The organism is Veillonella sp. (assembly GCF_041333735.1).
GTDB lineage: Bacteria > Bacillota > Negativicutes > Veillonellales > Veillonellaceae > Veillonella.
The window spans coordinates 622,493-640,585 of sequence record NZ_JBGKFB010000001.1; the positions used below are offsets into that span (position 1 = coordinate 622,493).

The following is an 18,093-nucleotide window of genomic DNA, read 5'->3' on the forward strand; positions in this document are numbered from 1 at the left end:
AGTCGCATCTTAAAGACGCGACTCTTTTTATTTCGGCTCTTTCTCTAAAAACACTTTAAAGAACTCAATAAACTTTGGTAAATACGTTTGATCTAAACTTTCAATAGTCATATGACATTTGTAATTATAAGTGGTACAGATGTTAATCTCCATCGTTAGAGCACCCTTTTGATCTAACGAGAATGTTAGGGTATCCCCTTCTCCAGTTAATACATATGTAAAGGTTGCTTTGCCTCTACAGTTCTCATACAAATCAACTAATTCTTGATAGCCTTTGCGAATTCCGGACCAATCACTAGGATCAATATAGCCAGAACAGATATTATAGCCTCGTTTAATATATACGCCAAATACACCAAATTCAGATAGCTCTACATCCATATCAAAAGCAATTGTTAAATTTGGTTCATTTACGATTTCATACATAGTACATCACACTCCAGAAACAGCAATATTTTGTTTATTATACCATTATATCGGGGCGAAATATTACAATGTTTTCTTAAAGAATATAGTTGTATGTACCTTTCCTGGTAGTTGTACTCGCTTATATTCTTTAAACCCAAAGCCTTCATACATTTTGGCAAGCCACGGGTGTTCTGCAGCAGTGCCTAACGTTACGGCTGGTGTTTTATATACATTACGCAGTAGGTCTTCTGCTTCGGCGAGGACTTCACGAGCATAGCCCTTTCCCTTATGTTCAGGGGCCGTCACAAAGTGCGCAATATGCGGATATACATCTGGTGTAGCCTTGGGAATCCAAGGCATGCGGAATGAAATAGAGCATACCAAAGAGCCATCTACGTAGAGGCCATATACTGGATATTTTAAGATCCATGCACGAGACTCTTCTTGGCTAAAGTTGATGGCATCGAAAGATATAGGATAGTTCTTATTCTCTGCATATCCTGCAATCAACACCTCGTGGTACTCAGCCGCATCATCTACGGTTAATTGTCTAAATTCTTTCATTATGTACCTCGTTTATAAAGCTGCGCTATCAAGAGGCAATTCACTATCTAGTGTAAGGTAACGGCTCAAGAATTTACGTGTTCGTTCTTCTTTAGGATGTTCAAGGACCACTTGAGGATCACCTTGTTCTACGATGACGCCGCCTTCCATGAAGACGACTTGGTCAGCCACTTCTTTAGCAAAGCCAATTTCATGGGTTACGATGATCATCGTTACCTCTAACTCTTTAGCAATTTTGCGAATAACAGCCAATACTTCCCCTACGAGCTCTGGGTCAAGAGCTGATGTAGGTTCGTCAAAGAGGATAACCTCTGGATCCATCGCAAGGGCACGAGCGATGCCGATACGTTGCTGTTGGCCCCCAGATAATTGTACAGGATAGTAATCGTCATAACCTTCCATGCCTACTTCCTTGAGGAAGCGTTGCGCAATCTGGCAAGCCTCAGATTTTTTCATTTTCTTAACTGTTACAAGGCCTTCCATGATGTTTTCAATAACAGTCTTATTAGAGAATAAGTTATAAGACTGGAACACCATAGATGTATTGCGGCGTACGTTTAAGATTTCCTTGTTAGACGCTTTATGTAAGTCTACAGAAATATCATTCAATTGCATCGTCCCTGCGTCGGCCTTTTCAAGGAAGTTGAGCGTTCTAAGAAACGTCGTCTTACCGCTGCCAGATGGGCCAAGGATAACCGTTACAGACCCTGTTGGCACATGTAGGTCGATGCCCTTTAAAATTTCACGGTTCCCGAAGGATTTGTGAACTTGTTTAATATCTATCATAATGCATTACCTCGTTTATACTTGCTTGCATAGACTTCTAAACGATGGAAGATAAATTCAAAGACAATCCCCATCACCCAGAATAGACCGGCCACTACGATGTAGGCCTCAAAATACTGCGAATTTTCCTCTGTATATAACTTTGCAGCACCGAACAATTCAATAACAGTAATAACGAATACGATGCTCGTACTCTTCATGGTGTTAAGGAATTGGTTAGTAAATAGTGGCAATGCAAAGACTGTCGCTTGTGGCAATACGATACGACGAAACGCTTGGAACCACGTCATACCAATAGCTTGAGCCGCTTCCATTTGACCTTTCGGTACCGATTGCAACGCAGCCCGGAAGATTTCACTCAAATACGCCCCTGTATGCAAGGTTAAGCCTACAACGGCTACGAAGGTAGCTGGCACCTTTTCAAATGGCACATGTACCCCAGTTTGATCCTCTAGTGCGAGGAATAAAATTGGCAAGCCATAGTACACGAGGTATAAGAGAACCATGTTCGGAATACTACGGCACAATAATACATACAAGTAGCTGAGCTGACTGAGCACAGGTACTTTATTTTGTTGTAGCACGCAACTTAATAGCCCTAGGATTGTACCTAAACCAACGCTGAGGAAGGTAATCATGAGGGTTACTTTCACATAAGGAATGACAGCAAAGAAGGTGCCATAAATATAGGTTGAATCAATAATATGTCCCATTAGCCCCTACTCCTCACTGATCAAAATGCGTTGCGTTTCCTTGCCCGCAACGGTAAAACGTTTTTCAAGCAATCGGCCCAAGAGGGACACGATGATAATGAGAATGCCATAAATGATGGCTGCATCGACGAATAGCTCAAGATAGCGCTGACTATTGCCGCCCATGAGGTCCGCCTTACGCATCATATCGACAACGCCGACGTTAAAGATGAGCGCTGTCCCTTTCAACATGCCGATAACGAGGTTCGTCAACGGTGGAATGCTCATGGTGAAAGCCTGCGGCAAGATGATGCGCACATAGCTTTGGAACTCCGTCATACCAAGACTTTTAGCAGCTTCCTTCTCACCAGGAGCCACCGCATCAATACTGGAACGCATGATTTCAGCACTATACGCTGCAATATGTAATGTAAATACGGCGTACACGAATACGAGGCCTGGCACATTTTTCATGTTAAGCCCCATGTGGGACATGATTTCTGGTACCCCAAAGTAAATGAGGAAGAGCTGCACCAAGAACGGCGTGCCGCGCATAAAGGAGATAAATACGATAAATAATTGGTTTAATACTGGAACCTTCTTGAGGCGAATGATGGCTATAACAGAGCCTAAAATAACACCTAAGATGGCAGAAATAACGGTGATAAGCACCGTTACGTGCACATAATTCAAGAGCTGTGGAAACGCTTGGATCATGTAGGACACATCAAAATACTTGCCCACAATAGCACCTCGCTTCTAGACATAATAGAATAAGGCCGCCAAGGCGGCCTATTCGTTATTTTTGTGTTGGATCGAATGTGTAATCCCCACCAAGATATTGTTCAGAAAGTTTTTTCAACGTACCGTCAGCACGCATTTCTTTCATCGTTTTATCGATTTTTTCGTTCACTTGTTTCATGTCATCTGTACGTTTAGACAAGAAATAAGTTGGTACTACTGCCAATACATCACCTACCGCTTTGAGTGGCAAGCCACGGTCTTTAATAGCAGAATTAATAACGTATTCGTACTCACCGGCTGCATCGGCACGGCCTGTAGCAACGAGGTTCAATGTTTCAGCACCCGCTTTATCTGTGTAGATAATGTCGATTGGTGGATTTGCTGTTTCGTTGAATTGTTTTACTAATTCGTTGAACTCAGAAGATGTAGTAACGGCGATTTTTTTGCCTTTCAAATCATCTAGTTTAGAAATGTCGTTGCGGTCATTTTTAACTACTAATTTACGTGTAGAGAAGTTATTAGGTTCGTTTGTGTAGTAGTATTTTGCTTCACGAGTTGGATTACGGCGCATTTGATTAGCGATCATATCCACTTGGCCTGCATCCATTGCTACGAAGGCAGCATCAACGGCCATCGGTTTGAAGTTGAAGTGAAGGTCTGGATTACGACGCTCAATTTCTTTCAACAATTCTACGTCAAAACCAGTAAGGTTGCCGTTATCATCTGTGTAGGAATACGGGCGAACCGTACCGCGTGTCGCTACGTTAATCACTTTCGCATCAGGGTTTACCTTTGCGTCCTTAGACGTATCGTCGCCGCAACCAGCAACAATAAGCACGCCTAGGGCCAATGCGCCGATGGCGAATAATTTCGTTAATTTCTTTGTATTAAACATGTAAAACTCCTTCTTTTCGCAATGTCTGCAGGAATGGCTCCACCTCATTGGTATGGGTGAAAGCCTCAATCATTCTATCTATTTGATCAGCCTTTAATGTAAGGCCTAATTTAATGCGTATATCCTCCAAGGTAAGAGGATTATTCGGCGATCCTTTTGGATTATTCACCGTTTCTGTGAAAGTATCACCATTCTTCAAAGTAACGGTTACTTTCGTAATCCGCTCAGTTTGGGATACCTTCGGCACATCATAAACACGCTCTATACGCGACATATAGTCTCGTACTGATTGGTCTATGGTATCTATCTTAAATAGTTCATCCTGTACCGCCCCATACGCGAGGACTTGGTACACGACGTATTCTATGGAAAACTGCCCTTCTCGACCTGTTGTTGGCGATGTATAGCGCAATGCCGCATCAGCGCCAGGTGGGAAATGAACAGTAACTCTATCTATATCATCCCAAAGGGAAGAAACGAGGGTGGCACATAGTCTACGTTTACCTTGCTCCTCTGCATCTGGTGAAACGTTGTAGTGCTTAGACACATACGAAGAAGATGTAGTATATATACTATGTGCCACGATTTCTGCTGCTTCAGCGCCACAAATGGCTGCCGAGCAATACGGGTGGACTTTCATCCATAAACCAGGCTCAATGAGTTGTCCTGGTGCTAACCAACGGCTAGCGATGTCATTTGATGTAACAGTAATATTACCGATGGTCTTAAACCAACCCCGTTCAGGGTCAAATGGTTTTGTACTTGTTTGAAGTGATGTATGTTGTAACAGTTCGTAAGCCCATACGCCATTGCGTGCTGCTAGTCCCGCATGGAGCGGCTTACCATCTGTACCACTTTGAAAGAACATGCCCGCCGATTGAGTAGCAGCCAGAGACAGGAGCTGAGCCAAGCTTTCACCATGAAGGCCTCGCAAAGCGCCTATAGCGGCCGCTGCCCCAATCACACCAACAGTCCCCGTAGAATGCCATCCTTGGGTCCGATGGGCAGGATTGATGAGAGAACCAATAAGCCCCTCAAGCTCGGCCCCGATGATATAGGCACGAAGAAAATCATGCCACGTATCTGTGGGCTCGAGCACTGCCAATAAAGCAGAGTATAAAACAGTACTGAAGTGACCCGCCAAATTCGCCTGCGCATCATCAAAATCTAGATAATGCGAAGCAAAGCCATAATATAAGGCTTTATCGGCTTTAGATACATTTTCTCCATTAGTCCCGATGAACCGAGCCAAGTCTTGAACGGTCTGTTCCGTCTCAGCCGGAGCTAAGGATGCCAGATAATCTAAAAAGGCAATACGAGCCACTGACAGGAGGTCCTCACGGTTCGTCACATCCGTTTGTTCTATGTAGTTCACAATCGTCTTTGTGACTAAATCCATGGGTTCCCTTTCAGTTATTTAAAATTAAATCTATTATTTACCAAATTTTTCAGCACGGTCGTTTGGTTCTAACCAAACAGAGTCGTCTGGACCTTTTGGAACAAGGCGTGGTAGATCTTCAAATGGCGTATGGTCTACGTAGTAGAAACGTTTACGCATAGAGTCGAAGTCTGTTGTACCACCGAATGCTGGATTGGAGTACAAATCCTTCGCGTAGTTCCAAAGGTTTGGATAGTCTACGAGACGTTTTTTGTTAACTAAGTATTTTTGGTAGAATACGAGGTCAAAGCGAGCCAATGTTGGGAAGATACGGATATCTGGATCTGTAATCGTATCGCCCATCAAGTAACGTTGCTTGCTAAGGCGTTCTTCAAGCCAGTCCAAACGAGCAAAAATACGATCGTAGTAGTACTCGTAATCTTTTTGATTTGTTACAAGAGCTGCCAAGTTTACCGCTAAGTTAAAATCAGCGTAAATAATAACATTCAACGCATCGATATCGGCACGTAATTCCTCTGGATAAATATCTGGTGCATCAGGAGAGATGAAATCTTTAAAGCCCAATGCTAATTCAGTGGTCAACGCATGGTAGTCATTGTTTACTACCGCACCAGTTGTAACATCTACAATGGCTGGCACTGTGGAACGTGCGTCGTAGTTCGGATCACCTTTGCGATATGCTTCACCTAAGGAGTGAATGCCTAGTACCGGATCCTTTTCATCTTTATCAAGGGTAAAGAACCAGTCTGCAATAACCCCTGCTGGACGCAATGGATCAACTGTGCCTTTAGAGATTACTGTATCTAAGCCAAGCAAATCGATAGCGATGGCAATGCGGTGAGCCCAAGGACAATGTTTAGACCATACAAGACGGTAACGGTCTTTTTCTACAGGTAGAAGCCCTGGTTCACTCCCAAAAGGTGTTGTGAATTGAGGTTCTTCGCTATCAGAATATTTTTGACGACGGTTAAAATTCGATGCATCTTTACCTTCATACTCCTTTTGCTCCCCTTGAGAACGAGGATTACTAGACTGAAACTCAGAAAAATCGATAGGACAAGGATTCATAGCACGTTGGAACTCAACTTCTTTTCGAGCTGCCGCGATACTAGGATCCTTGATGTTGCTTACATCTACGTGTTCACTCATTCTATACTCCTATAGAGGTCATCTCGATTCGCTTTACAATTCTTATTTTGAAAGCTACTGTGATATCCCTCACTTATTCCTACTAATTTAATATGATTATGCGACTATATTACATTATTTAAATACCTATGTCAATAATAGGTATTTAAAATTTATAATGATTATTGAAAATAAAAAGCCCGAGCTAAATCTTTTCTAGATATAACTCGAGCTTTATTTAGATTATGTAATTAGAACATGAAGTTTACATCTGTACGCCAGTAATCACCTAATTTATTACCATCCATATCTTTATTACCGAAGCCATAGTAAGCGCCGATAGATACGTTTTGGAATGGTACGTAGTTTACATTAGCTACGAAGCCTTTAAAGCCATTACGTACATGGCCGACACCTTTATTATCTACATAGTGTTGATTGTAGAAGCTATAGGCAGGAGCAAAGGCACTACTGAAGATTGGAGAATTTGCTTCTTCATAGTAGTATTGACCGCGAACGCTATAAGTATGAGCTTTCTTAATGTCATAGTTACCATAGCCAAGGCTAGCCATCCAAGCATGAGAGTCAGAAACACCTGGTGCTGTAAGCCATTCGCCGAATACATTCCAACGTTTAAAGTTCATATTAGCATTGAGTCCCCAAATATTTTTGTATGGAGAATCAATAAAGGATTTAACTTGTTTACCAGTAAGTGCATCCACATCTTGGCCTTGGTACAATTTACCATCGTGGAAACGACCATACATACCACCAAGGGTAACATGTTTATTAAGTTTACCTTTAACTTCAACCATAGCTGCCGTAACTGTATTTTCTCTGGTTTGGTAAGTAGGAGCGCCGCCCAACCAGTAACCATAACTAGCGGATACATCAAGCTTGCCATGTTTGTACATAAGACGAGCACCATCAACGAGATCATCATACATAAGACCTAGACCTGGTGTATATAATTGACGACCTACGCGCAATGTTGTGTCTTTACCGAAATGATGATCTACATAGGCAAGATTAATTTTACCTTGTGTAGCATTGCTATTGCCGAATTCGCTAGAACCTTGAATACGTACAACAGCATCGGTTTTATCATTAACTTTAGCATTGAAGATTACACGGGCACGATAATCAAAGGAGGAATGTTTACCATACGCATAGGTATCATTTTTCAATTCGCTACCACGGTAACGCAAACGGTAGTTACCAGTCACCTTTACATTCCCTACTTGATTTTCTAATTTGGCTACTCGTACACCTAATGTGTTGAGTTCATTTCCAAATTCATCGGCCAAACGATTAATCATCGCTTGTTGTTCCGCATTGGCTTTATCTTGGTTAGCCATCGCTTTAGCTACCATTTGAGCCATTTCGTATCGCGTAATAGGATTGTTACCTTTGAAGGTTCCATCTGGGTACCCGTTAATAATACCTGCATTTGCTAATTGCTCAACAGATTGATACGCCCAACTAGAAGCATCTACATCGGAAAATGGATTGGCTGCATACACACTTACAGAACCCAATACCATACAGGAAACTAAACTTGCTACCAACTTTTTATTCATTAAAAAGACCTTCTCTCATATAGATATCACACAATATCTTATACATTATTTTATACAAAACACATTTGATGTCTAAAATAAAATCTATTATGTTTATTAACCACTAACAATTGTAAGATTTTTATTCGTGAGGTGTTGTATAGTTAATATCTTGTGCCTTGTAGCTTTCACCATGAGCTAATACGTGAACAATAGTTTCCAATGTGGCACGTACAGTTTCAACAGCCATGCTTGGTTGATTTGGTTTATCCACTACTTGGGATGGCAAGTACGGAATATGCATGAATCCCGCCTTGATATTGCCCTTTTGCGCTGCATAATGACATACACCATACATCAAGTGATTGCATACGAAGGTACCTGCTGTATTAGAAACCTTAGCTGGAATACCGTTTTGGTGCAATGCATTAACGATGTTTTTAATTGGTAATGTCGCAAAGTATGCACTAGGACCATCGGCTACAACAGGTTCATCTTCCGGTTGGTTGCCCCCATTATCTGGAATACGGAAATCATCACAGTTAATAGCAACGCGTTCTACTGTAATATCAGGACGACCACCTGCTTGACCAACACATAGAATGGAATCTGGTTGGCACTCTTCAGCCACTGCTTTCACAGTATCAACAGATGTATAACGTACAGTAGGAACCATTTGAGTCACTACCTTATAATCACCATCAGTATAACCATCCATTGTTTTTACCGCTTCCCAAGCAGGATTAATAGGTTCACCGCCGAATGGATCAAAACCGGTAATCAAAATTGTTTTCATCACACTACCTCATAACGATATTCTATGATTTATATCAATAAGCACATGTTTTCATAAAAACAATCATACACAAAACTACATCATAGTAGATAGTAGATTGTATATAGCATCCAATATCATAAGAATATCGTTCTTTCAAAGATAAAGGTTAAATAAAGTAATACATTAATAGGATGTTTAATACGAGCATAATTAATGCAATTGGAAGTTGGGCTTTAATAACGCCGTATTGGTCGCGCATTTCAAGGAGCGCTACTGGTACGATGTTAAAGTTTGCCGCCATAGGTGTCATCAATGTACCACAATAACCAGCAAGCATTGCAATAGCACCAACAGCAGCTGGGTTAGCACCATGAGCTACAACGAGCATTGGAATACCGATAGCACTTGTAATCATCGCAAAGGCTGCAAAAGCGTTACCCATGATCATGGTGAAGATAACCATACCGATGCAGTATGCTACAACTACGAGAAATACATTATCTGCAGGCACTACGCTTGCTACGGCACTGGAGATAATTTTACCAACGCCAGCCAAATTAAATAGATAGCCTAGGGCCGCTAATAATTGGGACAAAATAGCAGTCCAACCGATAGCATCAATAAGACGACGGCCTTCATGGAAACCTTGGTTAAGTGAACCCTTAGTGATGTAAAGAGCAGCACACATTGCAATAATTGCAGCAATGCCAAGACCTACAAGAGCGCCTAATTTAGTAAAGAAGCCGATTACGAAGGTAATGATACCAACAAGCAAAGCTGGTACGAAAATAACATTGCCAATACGAAGTGCTTCGCCTTTTTTAAATTCGAGAGCAGATTCAAAGTAATTGCCCTTGCCAAGTTGTTTTACCAACACGATAACTGCCATAGCAATTACGAGCCAACCATTAATTTCCTTAGAAAGATAAGAACCAAAAATAAAGGACACGCTGTACAAGAGCCAGAATAATCCTGTACCGATGCGATATTTATGTTCTTTATCTAAAAATGATTGAATGGCAAAGATAAATAGAATAATCCCTACAAGAAGATATACATAATCTAAGGGCTGCATTTTATAGAGTATTTCTAACATATTATTTGCCCCCTTTCGCTAATTCTTCTGGTGTAACAAGGATATTAAATTCATTAGGTACTAATTTACCAGCTTTCATATCCGCTTCGTCACGAGCTACATAGGCTTGAATTGTTTTGTCGAAGATAATAAAGCGAATGAAGTTAACGATATATGCACAAACAGCAGTTGGCAATCCGTACAATACCATATCTGTTAACTCCACAGAATAGCCTAATTGTTCCATAACGCCTTTGATGAGCAACAAGCCACCAGCAGCAAGGAACAAGTTTTGACCAAAGAAGTTACCTGTATTATCTGCAGAAGCAGCTATACCACGCACCTTATCAAGGGTACGTTGAGATACTGGACGACCTTGCGCTACCGCAGCTTCACTCATAGGCGCAATCAATGGACGAACCATAGCAACCATACCGGACATGTTAATACCAAAGGCTACTGTTACTTGGCGTACAAATAAGTAAATCATAAAGATACGACCAGCAGTAGCAGCATTGATCTTACCGATCAAAATTTCTGCCCGTTCACGCAAGCCGTGACGTTCCATAAGACCAATAACAGGTAAAATCAAAATGAATAATGACATATAACGATTTTTAACGAAAGCCTCTCCAATGGCACCAACGATATCGTTGATACTGAGACCACCTGCAAGGCCCGTTACAAAACCTGCGGCTACGACAACTAACAAGGCATTAAAGCGTAGCATCAAACCGATGACCATCACTAAAATACCAGATAAGACTAACATAGTCTCACATCCTTTCAAAAACCATCTACCATTCAAAGCTGAACGCATAGATATAATATATATGTATATATTATATATCCAAATGTAAAAATTCTGTATTATCTTGTACAAAAAAATACACCTCATAAGGAATTTCCTCACGAGGTGTATAGATTATAGAGCCTTCTTAAAGAAGATGGTAGTATGTAATTTTCCGGCAAAACGCTCGCGATCAAACTCTTTAAATCCAAAGCTTTCATACATTTTAGGCAACCATGGATGTTCAGCAGCCGTGCCTAATGTAACATATGGCGTTTTATACACAGTACGCAATAAGTCTTCAATAGATGCGAGCATTTCACGGGCATAGCCTTTCCCCTTATGGGCTGGGGATGTTACAAAATGCGCAATATGCGGGTACACATCCGGCGTAGAATGACGGACCCACGGCATTCTAAGTGTAATGGAGCTAACAAGCTCGCCATCTACGAACAAACCGTATACAGGATACGTTTCAACCCATTCACGAGACTCTTCAAGCGTAAAATCCGCAGCATCAAAAGAGATTGGATAATCCTTTGTCTCTTCATAACCAGCAAGTAATACCTCGTGATATACATTCACATCTGCGTCTGTTAATTGTCTAAATTCTTTCATAGTCTTCCTTTCTCTTTCACTATACTGATATACCTACATCCGTTCTACAACACTTCTTATATATCGATTTTCGCCAATATAATATTTATACATAATTATACCATAAAAGGACTGCCTAGATGATCTGCACCCATTTTCTTGGACAGATATAATTAAGCTACTTTATGGGAATGAGTTCGGTATTCTACCGGACTCATTCCTTTTAATTTGAGCTTAATGCGTTTGGTATTGTAATAATTAATATAATCCTTTAATTTGTTGATAAAATCTTCGTAGGAAGCAAACTTTTCTAAATATAACAACTCTGACTTCAACAAACCAAAGAAGTTTTCCATCACGCTATTATCCAAACAGTTACCTTTTCGAGACATACTTTGGATGATAGCGTGATTTTTTAATGTTTTTTGATAAGTACTATGCTGGTACTGCCAACCTTGATCTGAATGTAGGATGCAGCCTTTGCTATTTGGTCTATTCCTAAAGGCTTTATCCAGCATAGATAATACCTGTGTTAATACAGGTCGTTCTGATATTTCATAAGATACAATTTCACCATTATACATATCTAAGATTGGTGACAAGTAAACCTTACGCCTAAACAAGTGGAATTCAGTAATATCTGTGGTCCATTTTTGATCTGGCTTTGTTGCAGTAAAGTTTCGGTTAATAATATTAGGAACAATTTTTCCTTCAGTACCTCTATATGAACGGTATTTCTTTAGTCGAACTTTACATGTTAAGTTTTCTTCCTTCATAATACGCATTACAACTTTATGGTTTATATGAATACCTAATTTATGTAATGCTATTGTAATTCGGCGATACCCATAACGACCTTTATTCATCGCCACAAGTGTGCGAATAGCTTCTCGTTCCTCTGCATATTTGTCTCCCTTTTTTATGCTAGCTAAACGTGCATAATATGTACTACGACTAATACTAAAGTACTCAAGCATAAACTGAAGGGGATATATTTTCCTTAATCTTTCGATGGCAATTGTTTGTGCTTTTTTTTTACAGCTCTATTAGGTTTAGCAATTTCACGCATTTCTTTCATAAAGTCATCGTAAAAAGACATTTCATATTTCAACCGAGCAATTTCAGCTTCTAGTTTTTTAATCCGTTCTTTGTCTGATTTAATACTTTGCTCTTTTGTGGGAGATATTAGTTCTTTCGGTTTCATAGATGGTATACCTTTAGGCTTGGGGTACAACCCCAAAATTCCTTCGTCTAAATACCGCTTTTGCCATATAGAAATTAGACTAGGATTATCTAAATTAAATAATTCTGCTGTTTCATTAAAGGATAACTTATTCTTCCACCTAGTTTCAAGAACTTTACGTTTAAAATCTGCTGAAAATACTTGTTTACCAATTTTATGGGTCAAATTATGACTAAGTTTAAACTTGTATAGCCAATTTCTTACAGTACTTTCTTGAACTTCAAGCTCTTTAGCAATTCTAAAGCGACCCCATCCTTTTTCAGAAAGATAGATAGCCTTTTCTTTTACTTCTTTTGAATATTTTGACATAAAAAAACTGCACCTCCAAAAATTGTGTCCAATTTTTGGGGTGCAGTTCAAGAGCAGTCCTTTTTGTTACTATTTTTCACTATGAAAGTTGTCATTTCCACGTTTTTAACGCAATTAAATCAAATCTTTTTTAAACAATACGGTTGTATGTTGTTTTCCTCTAAAATGCACTTGGTCATATGCTTTAAATCCGAAGGATTCATACATCTTAGGCAACCAAGGATGTTCTTTGGCAGTCCCCAATGTAACAGCTGGCGTTTTAAATTTCTTGATCAATAATTCTTCCGCATAGCCAAGAATTTCCCGAGCATAGCCTTTTCCTTTAAACTCAGGTGCTGTTACAAAGTGAGCAATATGTGGAAATTTATCTGGTGTAGAATATTTCACCCATGGCATACAGAATGTAATGGAGCTAACAAGATGTCCATCTATATACAATCCATATACAGGATAGGTTTCGATCCAATCCTTAGATTCTTCCTCTGTAAAGTCAATGGCATCGAATGTAATTGGATAGTCCTTAATAGCTGCATACCCGTCAATTAATACCTTATGGTATTCCGCTGTATCTGCTAGTGTTAATTGTCTAAATTCTTTCATGGTCTTTCCCTCATATCTATATTTTTATTCACTAACTATGTATATTTATTACTTATGAACGTTATTATACACCTATATGTATTTACTTGCAATCTTTTTACATAAATATTATATGAAGTTTTTATATCTATTAAGAAAATACAGAATGATATATTGTAATACTAGCATATTTCTATTATGAAAGTTATCCAATATACATAAGATGTATAAATATTAATTTTACTATTTATATTTCAGGATTAATATATCAATTCTACATAAGCACAAAAAAACAGGATGTATCACCGAGATACATCCTGTTTCTGAGCTTTCACAAGCTCGAGGGGAAGTTATCAATATATTATTGATTGATACGGGAACCGTATACGTCGCGTTGGTTATGAGGTTCATTGTTAACGCGAACACGTTCTGTTTTATGACGATCGTTGTCAGCACCAGAAATACGGTCAACACGGAAGTGGTTAAGACGAATATTTTGTAATTCAGGACCAAATTCATCCATAGCACGTTTCATGTTGTCATCGATAGGAGCACCATTTTGAAGTGCACGGTACAACATAGTAGCGAATTCGTAACGAGTCATCTTAACGTCGCCTTTGAATGTGCCATCAGGGTAGCCAACAAGGATACCATTACCAGCCAATTGGCTAATGTATTGGTAAGCCCAATGATTACGAGGAACATCTGGGAATTCAGCAGTTTTGCTAGGGTCGATTGCATGTGGAGTCAAGATTTGTAACAAGTTGTTATATTTGTTTTCCATATCTTGAAGACGTGCATTCAATTCAGCAATTTCACGGCCCATAGCTACACGAGAGCGGGACTCAGGAGAACGTTTACCAAGACGGATGGATACGCCAGCGTTCAATTGAGTTTCGCCAGTACCTACTGTACCACCAACGGAGAACATTGTGTCTTCGTTAGGACGGTAGAAAGCACCTAATGCAGCGGAGTTAGCATTGTGGTAGTGACCATAACCAGCAGCGATTGTCCATTTGTCATCTGGGTTGAAGTCCAATGGATGCAATGCAGCCAATGCAGCAGAACCTGCACCTACTTTATTAACGCGTTTTTCAACATCACCAACACGGTTGTTCAAATTAGTGATATTGTTATTAATTGCACCTGGTGTGGAATTATCTATTTGATTTTGTAAGTCTTTTGCCACGGAGAACAATTGGCTACCGTTAACAGCATCTGTAGATGTAGCAGAGATTTCACCTGCGGCTACATTTTTAATTTGACGTTCTTGACCAACTTGACCTACAGATACAGAGCCTTTAGCTGCAGACCCTACACCAGCAAAGTTACCATATGTATGAGTTGCAATTGGAGCACCACTTGTAATGCTAGTTGTCGCAACAGAAGCACTGCTTACGGATGTTGCCGGAGCAGATTGAGATTGATATCCAATAGCAACTGAGTTTGCATCAGTCGCCACAGAATGATCGCCAATTGCCATAGCATAGTTAGCTGTAGCATGTGCATCAGAACCGAAAGCATTTGCACGTTCACCTTGAGCTTGTGCACCAGCACCATAAGCTTGAGCATGATCACCAGAAGCAATAGCGGAAGAACCGATTGCATTAGTATGTGCACCAGTGGCTTGAGCACCAGAACCAATAGCGTTAGCCTTGTATCCAGCGGCTTTTGCTTCATAACCAATAGCTTGAGAACGAACTTCAGATGCATTAGCGCGTGTACCAATTGCAGTAGACCAAGTACGTTCAGCATTAGCACTATGACCAACAGCAATAGCTTCGTTCATCAAAGCTTTAGATTCATGACCTACTGCTAGTGCAGAACTACCAGCTGCTGTATTTTCAGAGCCAATAGCAACGGAGTTACTTCTCCAATCTCCAAGTTTTTTAGTACGGTCATCAGATTCATTATCATAATCACGGTCACGGAAATTAGCATCAGATTCTTTTACAGTGTTTTTGTAACCATAGCCGATAGCATGTGTACCATTAATAACATTGCTATCACCAAATGCTTGTGCATAAGCACCTTCTACAGTATTGCCATCGCCAAATGCGTTAGCTTGATCACCATTAACTGTGTTTTGGTTACCATATGCACTGCTAGAACCATTAGCACTTGTAATTTTATTATCTTGACCTACAGCGATGCTTGTAGCTGAGTTATTTGCAACAAAACCATAGCTTACAGCATTGTGTGCAGCCGGTGTTTGATTTACTTGATCACCTACAGCAGCAGTAATGAAACCATTAGCTTCAGTTACAGGATTAGCGGCACTTACAGGAGTAACCGTAGCACCTACAGCTGCAGCAGCAGCCAATACAGCAAACGCTAATTTTTTGGAATGTTTGTTTTCTCTCATCTTACACCCTCACTTAATTAAAATTCTTAACCAAACACAATACAATTTTTCAATCTCTCTAAGTTCCGCCTCTCTCCACGGGCTGAAAAAATATACTTCTCACTTCTCACATAAGAAATATATTCAATTCAATTTAAGAAAAATTTATATTGTTTACTAGCCTAGAATATCAAAGTTTTACGATATAAACAAGCCTTTTTCCCATATAAAGTTCATTAATAACTCTTCATAATTCAAAAAAATAGCATGATTACTACTATTCTTTGTTATATTAATATTTTCATCATTTTTTCTTATGAGTAATAAAAATCACATACTTTTAAGGATTCTACAGAATATACTTTGTATAACTTATAAATTATTATTACTTTAATAAGATAAACAGATATTTAGACTTACCAATTATTCCCTGTTCACATTAACTTCATGAACATTTTCTGAATTTTTACGGAACAGAATATTTAATCATTTTTTTGGATTTTATACTATTTTTATTTTTATTCATAACAGCATAACACATCTGATTAAATAAGTAGATAAGTATACACAAATCACCTAAATATTTCGCATAAGTTTACAAAAATACGTCTAACTCTATATGTAAATCGTCAACACTCTTTCCATATCCAGCATAAAACTAAAAAGCTCCTACGTTATATGAACGTTAGGAGCTTTTTATATATTAAGCCAACAAGGCTTTTACAAGGTCTTCTGCTTTGCCAAAATCATCAGCATCTGGGTTCCAGTTACATTTGATTTCAGGTTCTACCACAGAGAAACCATATTTAGTTAATTCTTCACGAAGTACCTTTGTAGATTCACCAGACCAACCGTAGGTACCGAATACAGCAGCCTTTTTATTTTTAAACTTCAACTCGCGTAAGAAGTCGAGCCAGCCTGCAACAGAAGAGATAACGCTATTTCCTACTGTTGGAGATCCAACAGCAATGGCTTTAGACTTAAATACCTCTGTCATGATGTCATTTTTATTGGTTTTACTGATATTAAAGATCTTAACCCGTGTATCAGGGGATTGTTTAGCGACCTCATCGGCAATTTTATGGGCTAGTTTTTTAGTGCCATCCCACATAGTATCATATACAACTGTAATTTGGTCTTCTTGGTATGCTTGAGACCATTCATAATATTTCTCTACGATTTGCAATGGGTTTTCACGCCAAATAGCACCATGGCTTGTAGCGATGATATCGATTGGCAAGTTTAGCTTTTGAATTTCTTCAACCTTTGCTTTTACCAATGGAGAGAACGGGTTCAAAATATTGGCATAGTATTTCATTGCCTCTGCCCACAAACGACATTGATCAGCCTTGTCGGCCCACAACTCTTCTACGGCGAAATGTTGACCGAAAGCATCATTGGAGAACAAGATATTGTCGCCAGTCATGTACGTTGCCATAGAATCAGGCCAGTGGAGCATGCGCATTTCCACAAATACCAAGGACTTACCGTTGCCGATATCTACGGAATCTCCTTTTTTTACAGTTCTGAAATTCCATTCTGGATGATGGTATTGACCAACCAAGGACTTAACCGCATTTTCTGTGCAATAAATCGGAGTATTAGGGATTTTTTCCATCAATGCTGGCAAAGAACCACTGTGATCGACTTCGCCGTGATTACATACGATGAAATCAATCTTATTTAAATCAATTTCAGATGCCAAATTATCGATAAACTCTGTGGAATGAGGTTTCCAAACAGTATCAATGAGGACAGTCTTTTCCTCTTCGATCAAGTATGCGTTTTGGCTAGACCCATTATTAATACTGTAATCAGAACCGTGGAACTCTTGTAATTCCCAGTCAATTTTACCAACCCAAGATACGTTATTTTTTATATGCTTTCTCATAATAACCTCCATAATTCTTGTGAAAGTCTTTCACAATCAATACTATGTATGGCCTATGTGGTATTTATGTATATATATGTTGACTTATATATCTATATATATGTGCGTTCATCTATATACCTATGCATATATCACAACTCGGTCATTAACTATGGTTTTATTATAATCATATCGCATAATTAAGTCTGTATCTGCAGGTACAGATTTGATAATTATTCTAAAAAACCACTCATAGATAATCAAATTCTATACATTAGCGTACAATAGATTTCCCATGAGTGGTTCGACTATATGCAGTTTTAATAGTGGATT

Annotated in this window: 18 protein-coding genes; all 18 read right to left on the bottom strand. The window is 39.3% G+C overall.

Annotated elements, in window-relative coordinates; translation table 11 throughout:
* Positions 1-27: 27 nt before the first annotated feature.
* On the bottom strand, positions 28-426 hold the full coding sequence (locus ACDF53_RS02860; protein ID WP_370815422.1) for a hypothetical protein: 399 nt from the start codon (positions 424-426) through the stop codon (positions 28-30).
* A gap of 63 nt (positions 427-489) precedes the next feature.
* Positions 490-972 (bottom strand): GNAT family N-acetyltransferase, encoded by a 483-nt coding sequence (locus tag ACDF53_RS02865; protein WP_227283407.1) that lies wholly within the window; start codon positions 970-972, stop codon positions 490-492.
* Between the two features lie 12 nt (positions 973-984).
* Entirely contained in the window at positions 985-1,758 is a 774-nt protein-coding gene (locus tag ACDF53_RS02870; protein WP_370815423.1) for an amino acid ABC transporter ATP-binding protein, read from the bottom strand.
* Positions 1,755-2,471 (bottom strand): amino acid ABC transporter permease, encoded by a 717-nt coding sequence (locus ACDF53_RS02875; protein ID WP_008603263.1) that lies wholly within the window; start codon positions 2,469-2,471, stop codon positions 1,755-1,757. Before ACDF53_RS02875 ends, ACDF53_RS02870 begins: the two co-directional genes overlap by 4 nt.
* Positions 2,472-2,477: 6 nt before the next feature.
* Positions 2,478-3,194, bottom strand: a complete 717-nt coding sequence (locus ACDF53_RS02880; RefSeq protein ID WP_370815424.1) for an amino acid ABC transporter permease — start codon at positions 3,192-3,194, stop codon at positions 2,478-2,480.
* Between the two features lie 55 nt (positions 3,195-3,249).
* On the bottom strand, positions 3,250-4,089 hold the full coding sequence (locus tag ACDF53_RS02885) for a transporter substrate-binding domain-containing protein (protein ID WP_370815425.1): 840 nt from the start codon (positions 4,087-4,089) through the stop codon (positions 3,250-3,252).
* Positions 4,082-5,488 carry an MmgE/PrpD family protein gene (locus ACDF53_RS02890; protein ID WP_370815426.1) on the bottom strand — a complete coding sequence of 469 codons (1,407 nt, stop codon included), beginning with the start codon at positions 5,486-5,488 and terminating at the stop codon, positions 4,082-4,084. Before ACDF53_RS02890 ends, ACDF53_RS02885 begins: the two co-directional genes overlap by 8 nt.
* Positions 5,489-5,521: 33 nt before the next feature.
* Positions 5,522-6,637: a glutathione S-transferase C-terminal domain-containing protein gene (locus ACDF53_RS02895; RefSeq protein WP_370815427.1), complete on the bottom strand. Its 1,116-nt coding sequence runs from the start codon at positions 6,635-6,637 to the stop codon at positions 5,522-5,524.
* A gap of 230 nt (positions 6,638-6,867) precedes the next feature.
* On the bottom strand, positions 6,868-8,196 hold the full coding sequence (locus ACDF53_RS02900) for an S-layer homology domain-containing protein (RefSeq protein WP_370815428.1): 1,329 nt from the start codon (positions 8,194-8,196) through the stop codon (positions 6,868-6,870).
* Positions 8,197-8,317: 121 nt separating this feature from the next.
* Positions 8,318-8,971, bottom strand: a complete 654-nt coding sequence (pcp, locus tag ACDF53_RS02905) for a pyroglutamyl-peptidase I (protein WP_370815429.1) — start codon at positions 8,969-8,971, stop codon at positions 8,318-8,320.
* Between the two features lie 148 nt (positions 8,972-9,119).
* On the bottom strand, positions 9,120-10,049 hold the full coding sequence (locus tag ACDF53_RS02910) for a DUF979 domain-containing protein (RefSeq protein WP_370815430.1): 930 nt from the start codon (positions 10,047-10,049) through the stop codon (positions 9,120-9,122).
* A 1-nt stretch (position 10,050) separates the two neighbouring features.
* Complete coding sequence (locus ACDF53_RS02915) at positions 10,051-10,800, bottom strand: DUF969 domain-containing protein (protein WP_039969492.1); 750 nt, start codon at positions 10,798-10,800, stop codon at positions 10,051-10,053.
* A gap of 153 nt (positions 10,801-10,953) precedes the next feature.
* Entirely contained in the window at positions 10,954-11,436 is a 483-nt protein-coding gene (locus tag ACDF53_RS02920) for a GNAT family N-acetyltransferase (protein WP_370815431.1), read from the bottom strand.
* A 152-nt stretch (positions 11,437-11,588) separates the two neighbouring features.
* A complete protein-coding gene (locus ACDF53_RS02925; protein ID WP_370815432.1) occupies positions 11,589-12,392 on the bottom strand; it encodes an IS3 family transposase in 804 nt (267 codons plus the stop codon).
* A gap of 23 nt (positions 12,393-12,415) precedes the next feature.
* On the bottom strand, positions 12,416-12,967 hold the full coding sequence (locus ACDF53_RS02930; protein ID WP_370815433.1) for a helix-turn-helix domain-containing protein: 552 nt from the start codon (positions 12,965-12,967) through the stop codon (positions 12,416-12,418).
* A gap of 114 nt (positions 12,968-13,081) precedes the next feature.
* Positions 13,082-13,567 (bottom strand): GNAT family N-acetyltransferase, encoded by a 486-nt coding sequence (locus ACDF53_RS02935; protein WP_370815434.1) that lies wholly within the window; start codon positions 13,565-13,567, stop codon positions 13,082-13,084.
* A gap of 340 nt (positions 13,568-13,907) precedes the next feature.
* Positions 13,908-15,911 carry an S-layer homology domain-containing protein gene (locus ACDF53_RS02940; protein ID WP_370815435.1) on the bottom strand — a complete coding sequence of 668 codons (2,004 nt, stop codon included), beginning with the start codon at positions 15,909-15,911 and terminating at the stop codon, positions 13,908-13,910.
* Positions 15,912-16,593: 682 nt separating this feature from the next.
* Positions 16,594-17,781, bottom strand: coding sequence for an MBL fold metallo-hydrolase (locus ACDF53_RS02945; RefSeq protein WP_370815436.1), 1,188 nt, complete (start codon positions 17,779-17,781; stop codon positions 16,594-16,596).
* Between the last annotated feature and the right edge of the window lie 312 nt (positions 17,782-18,093).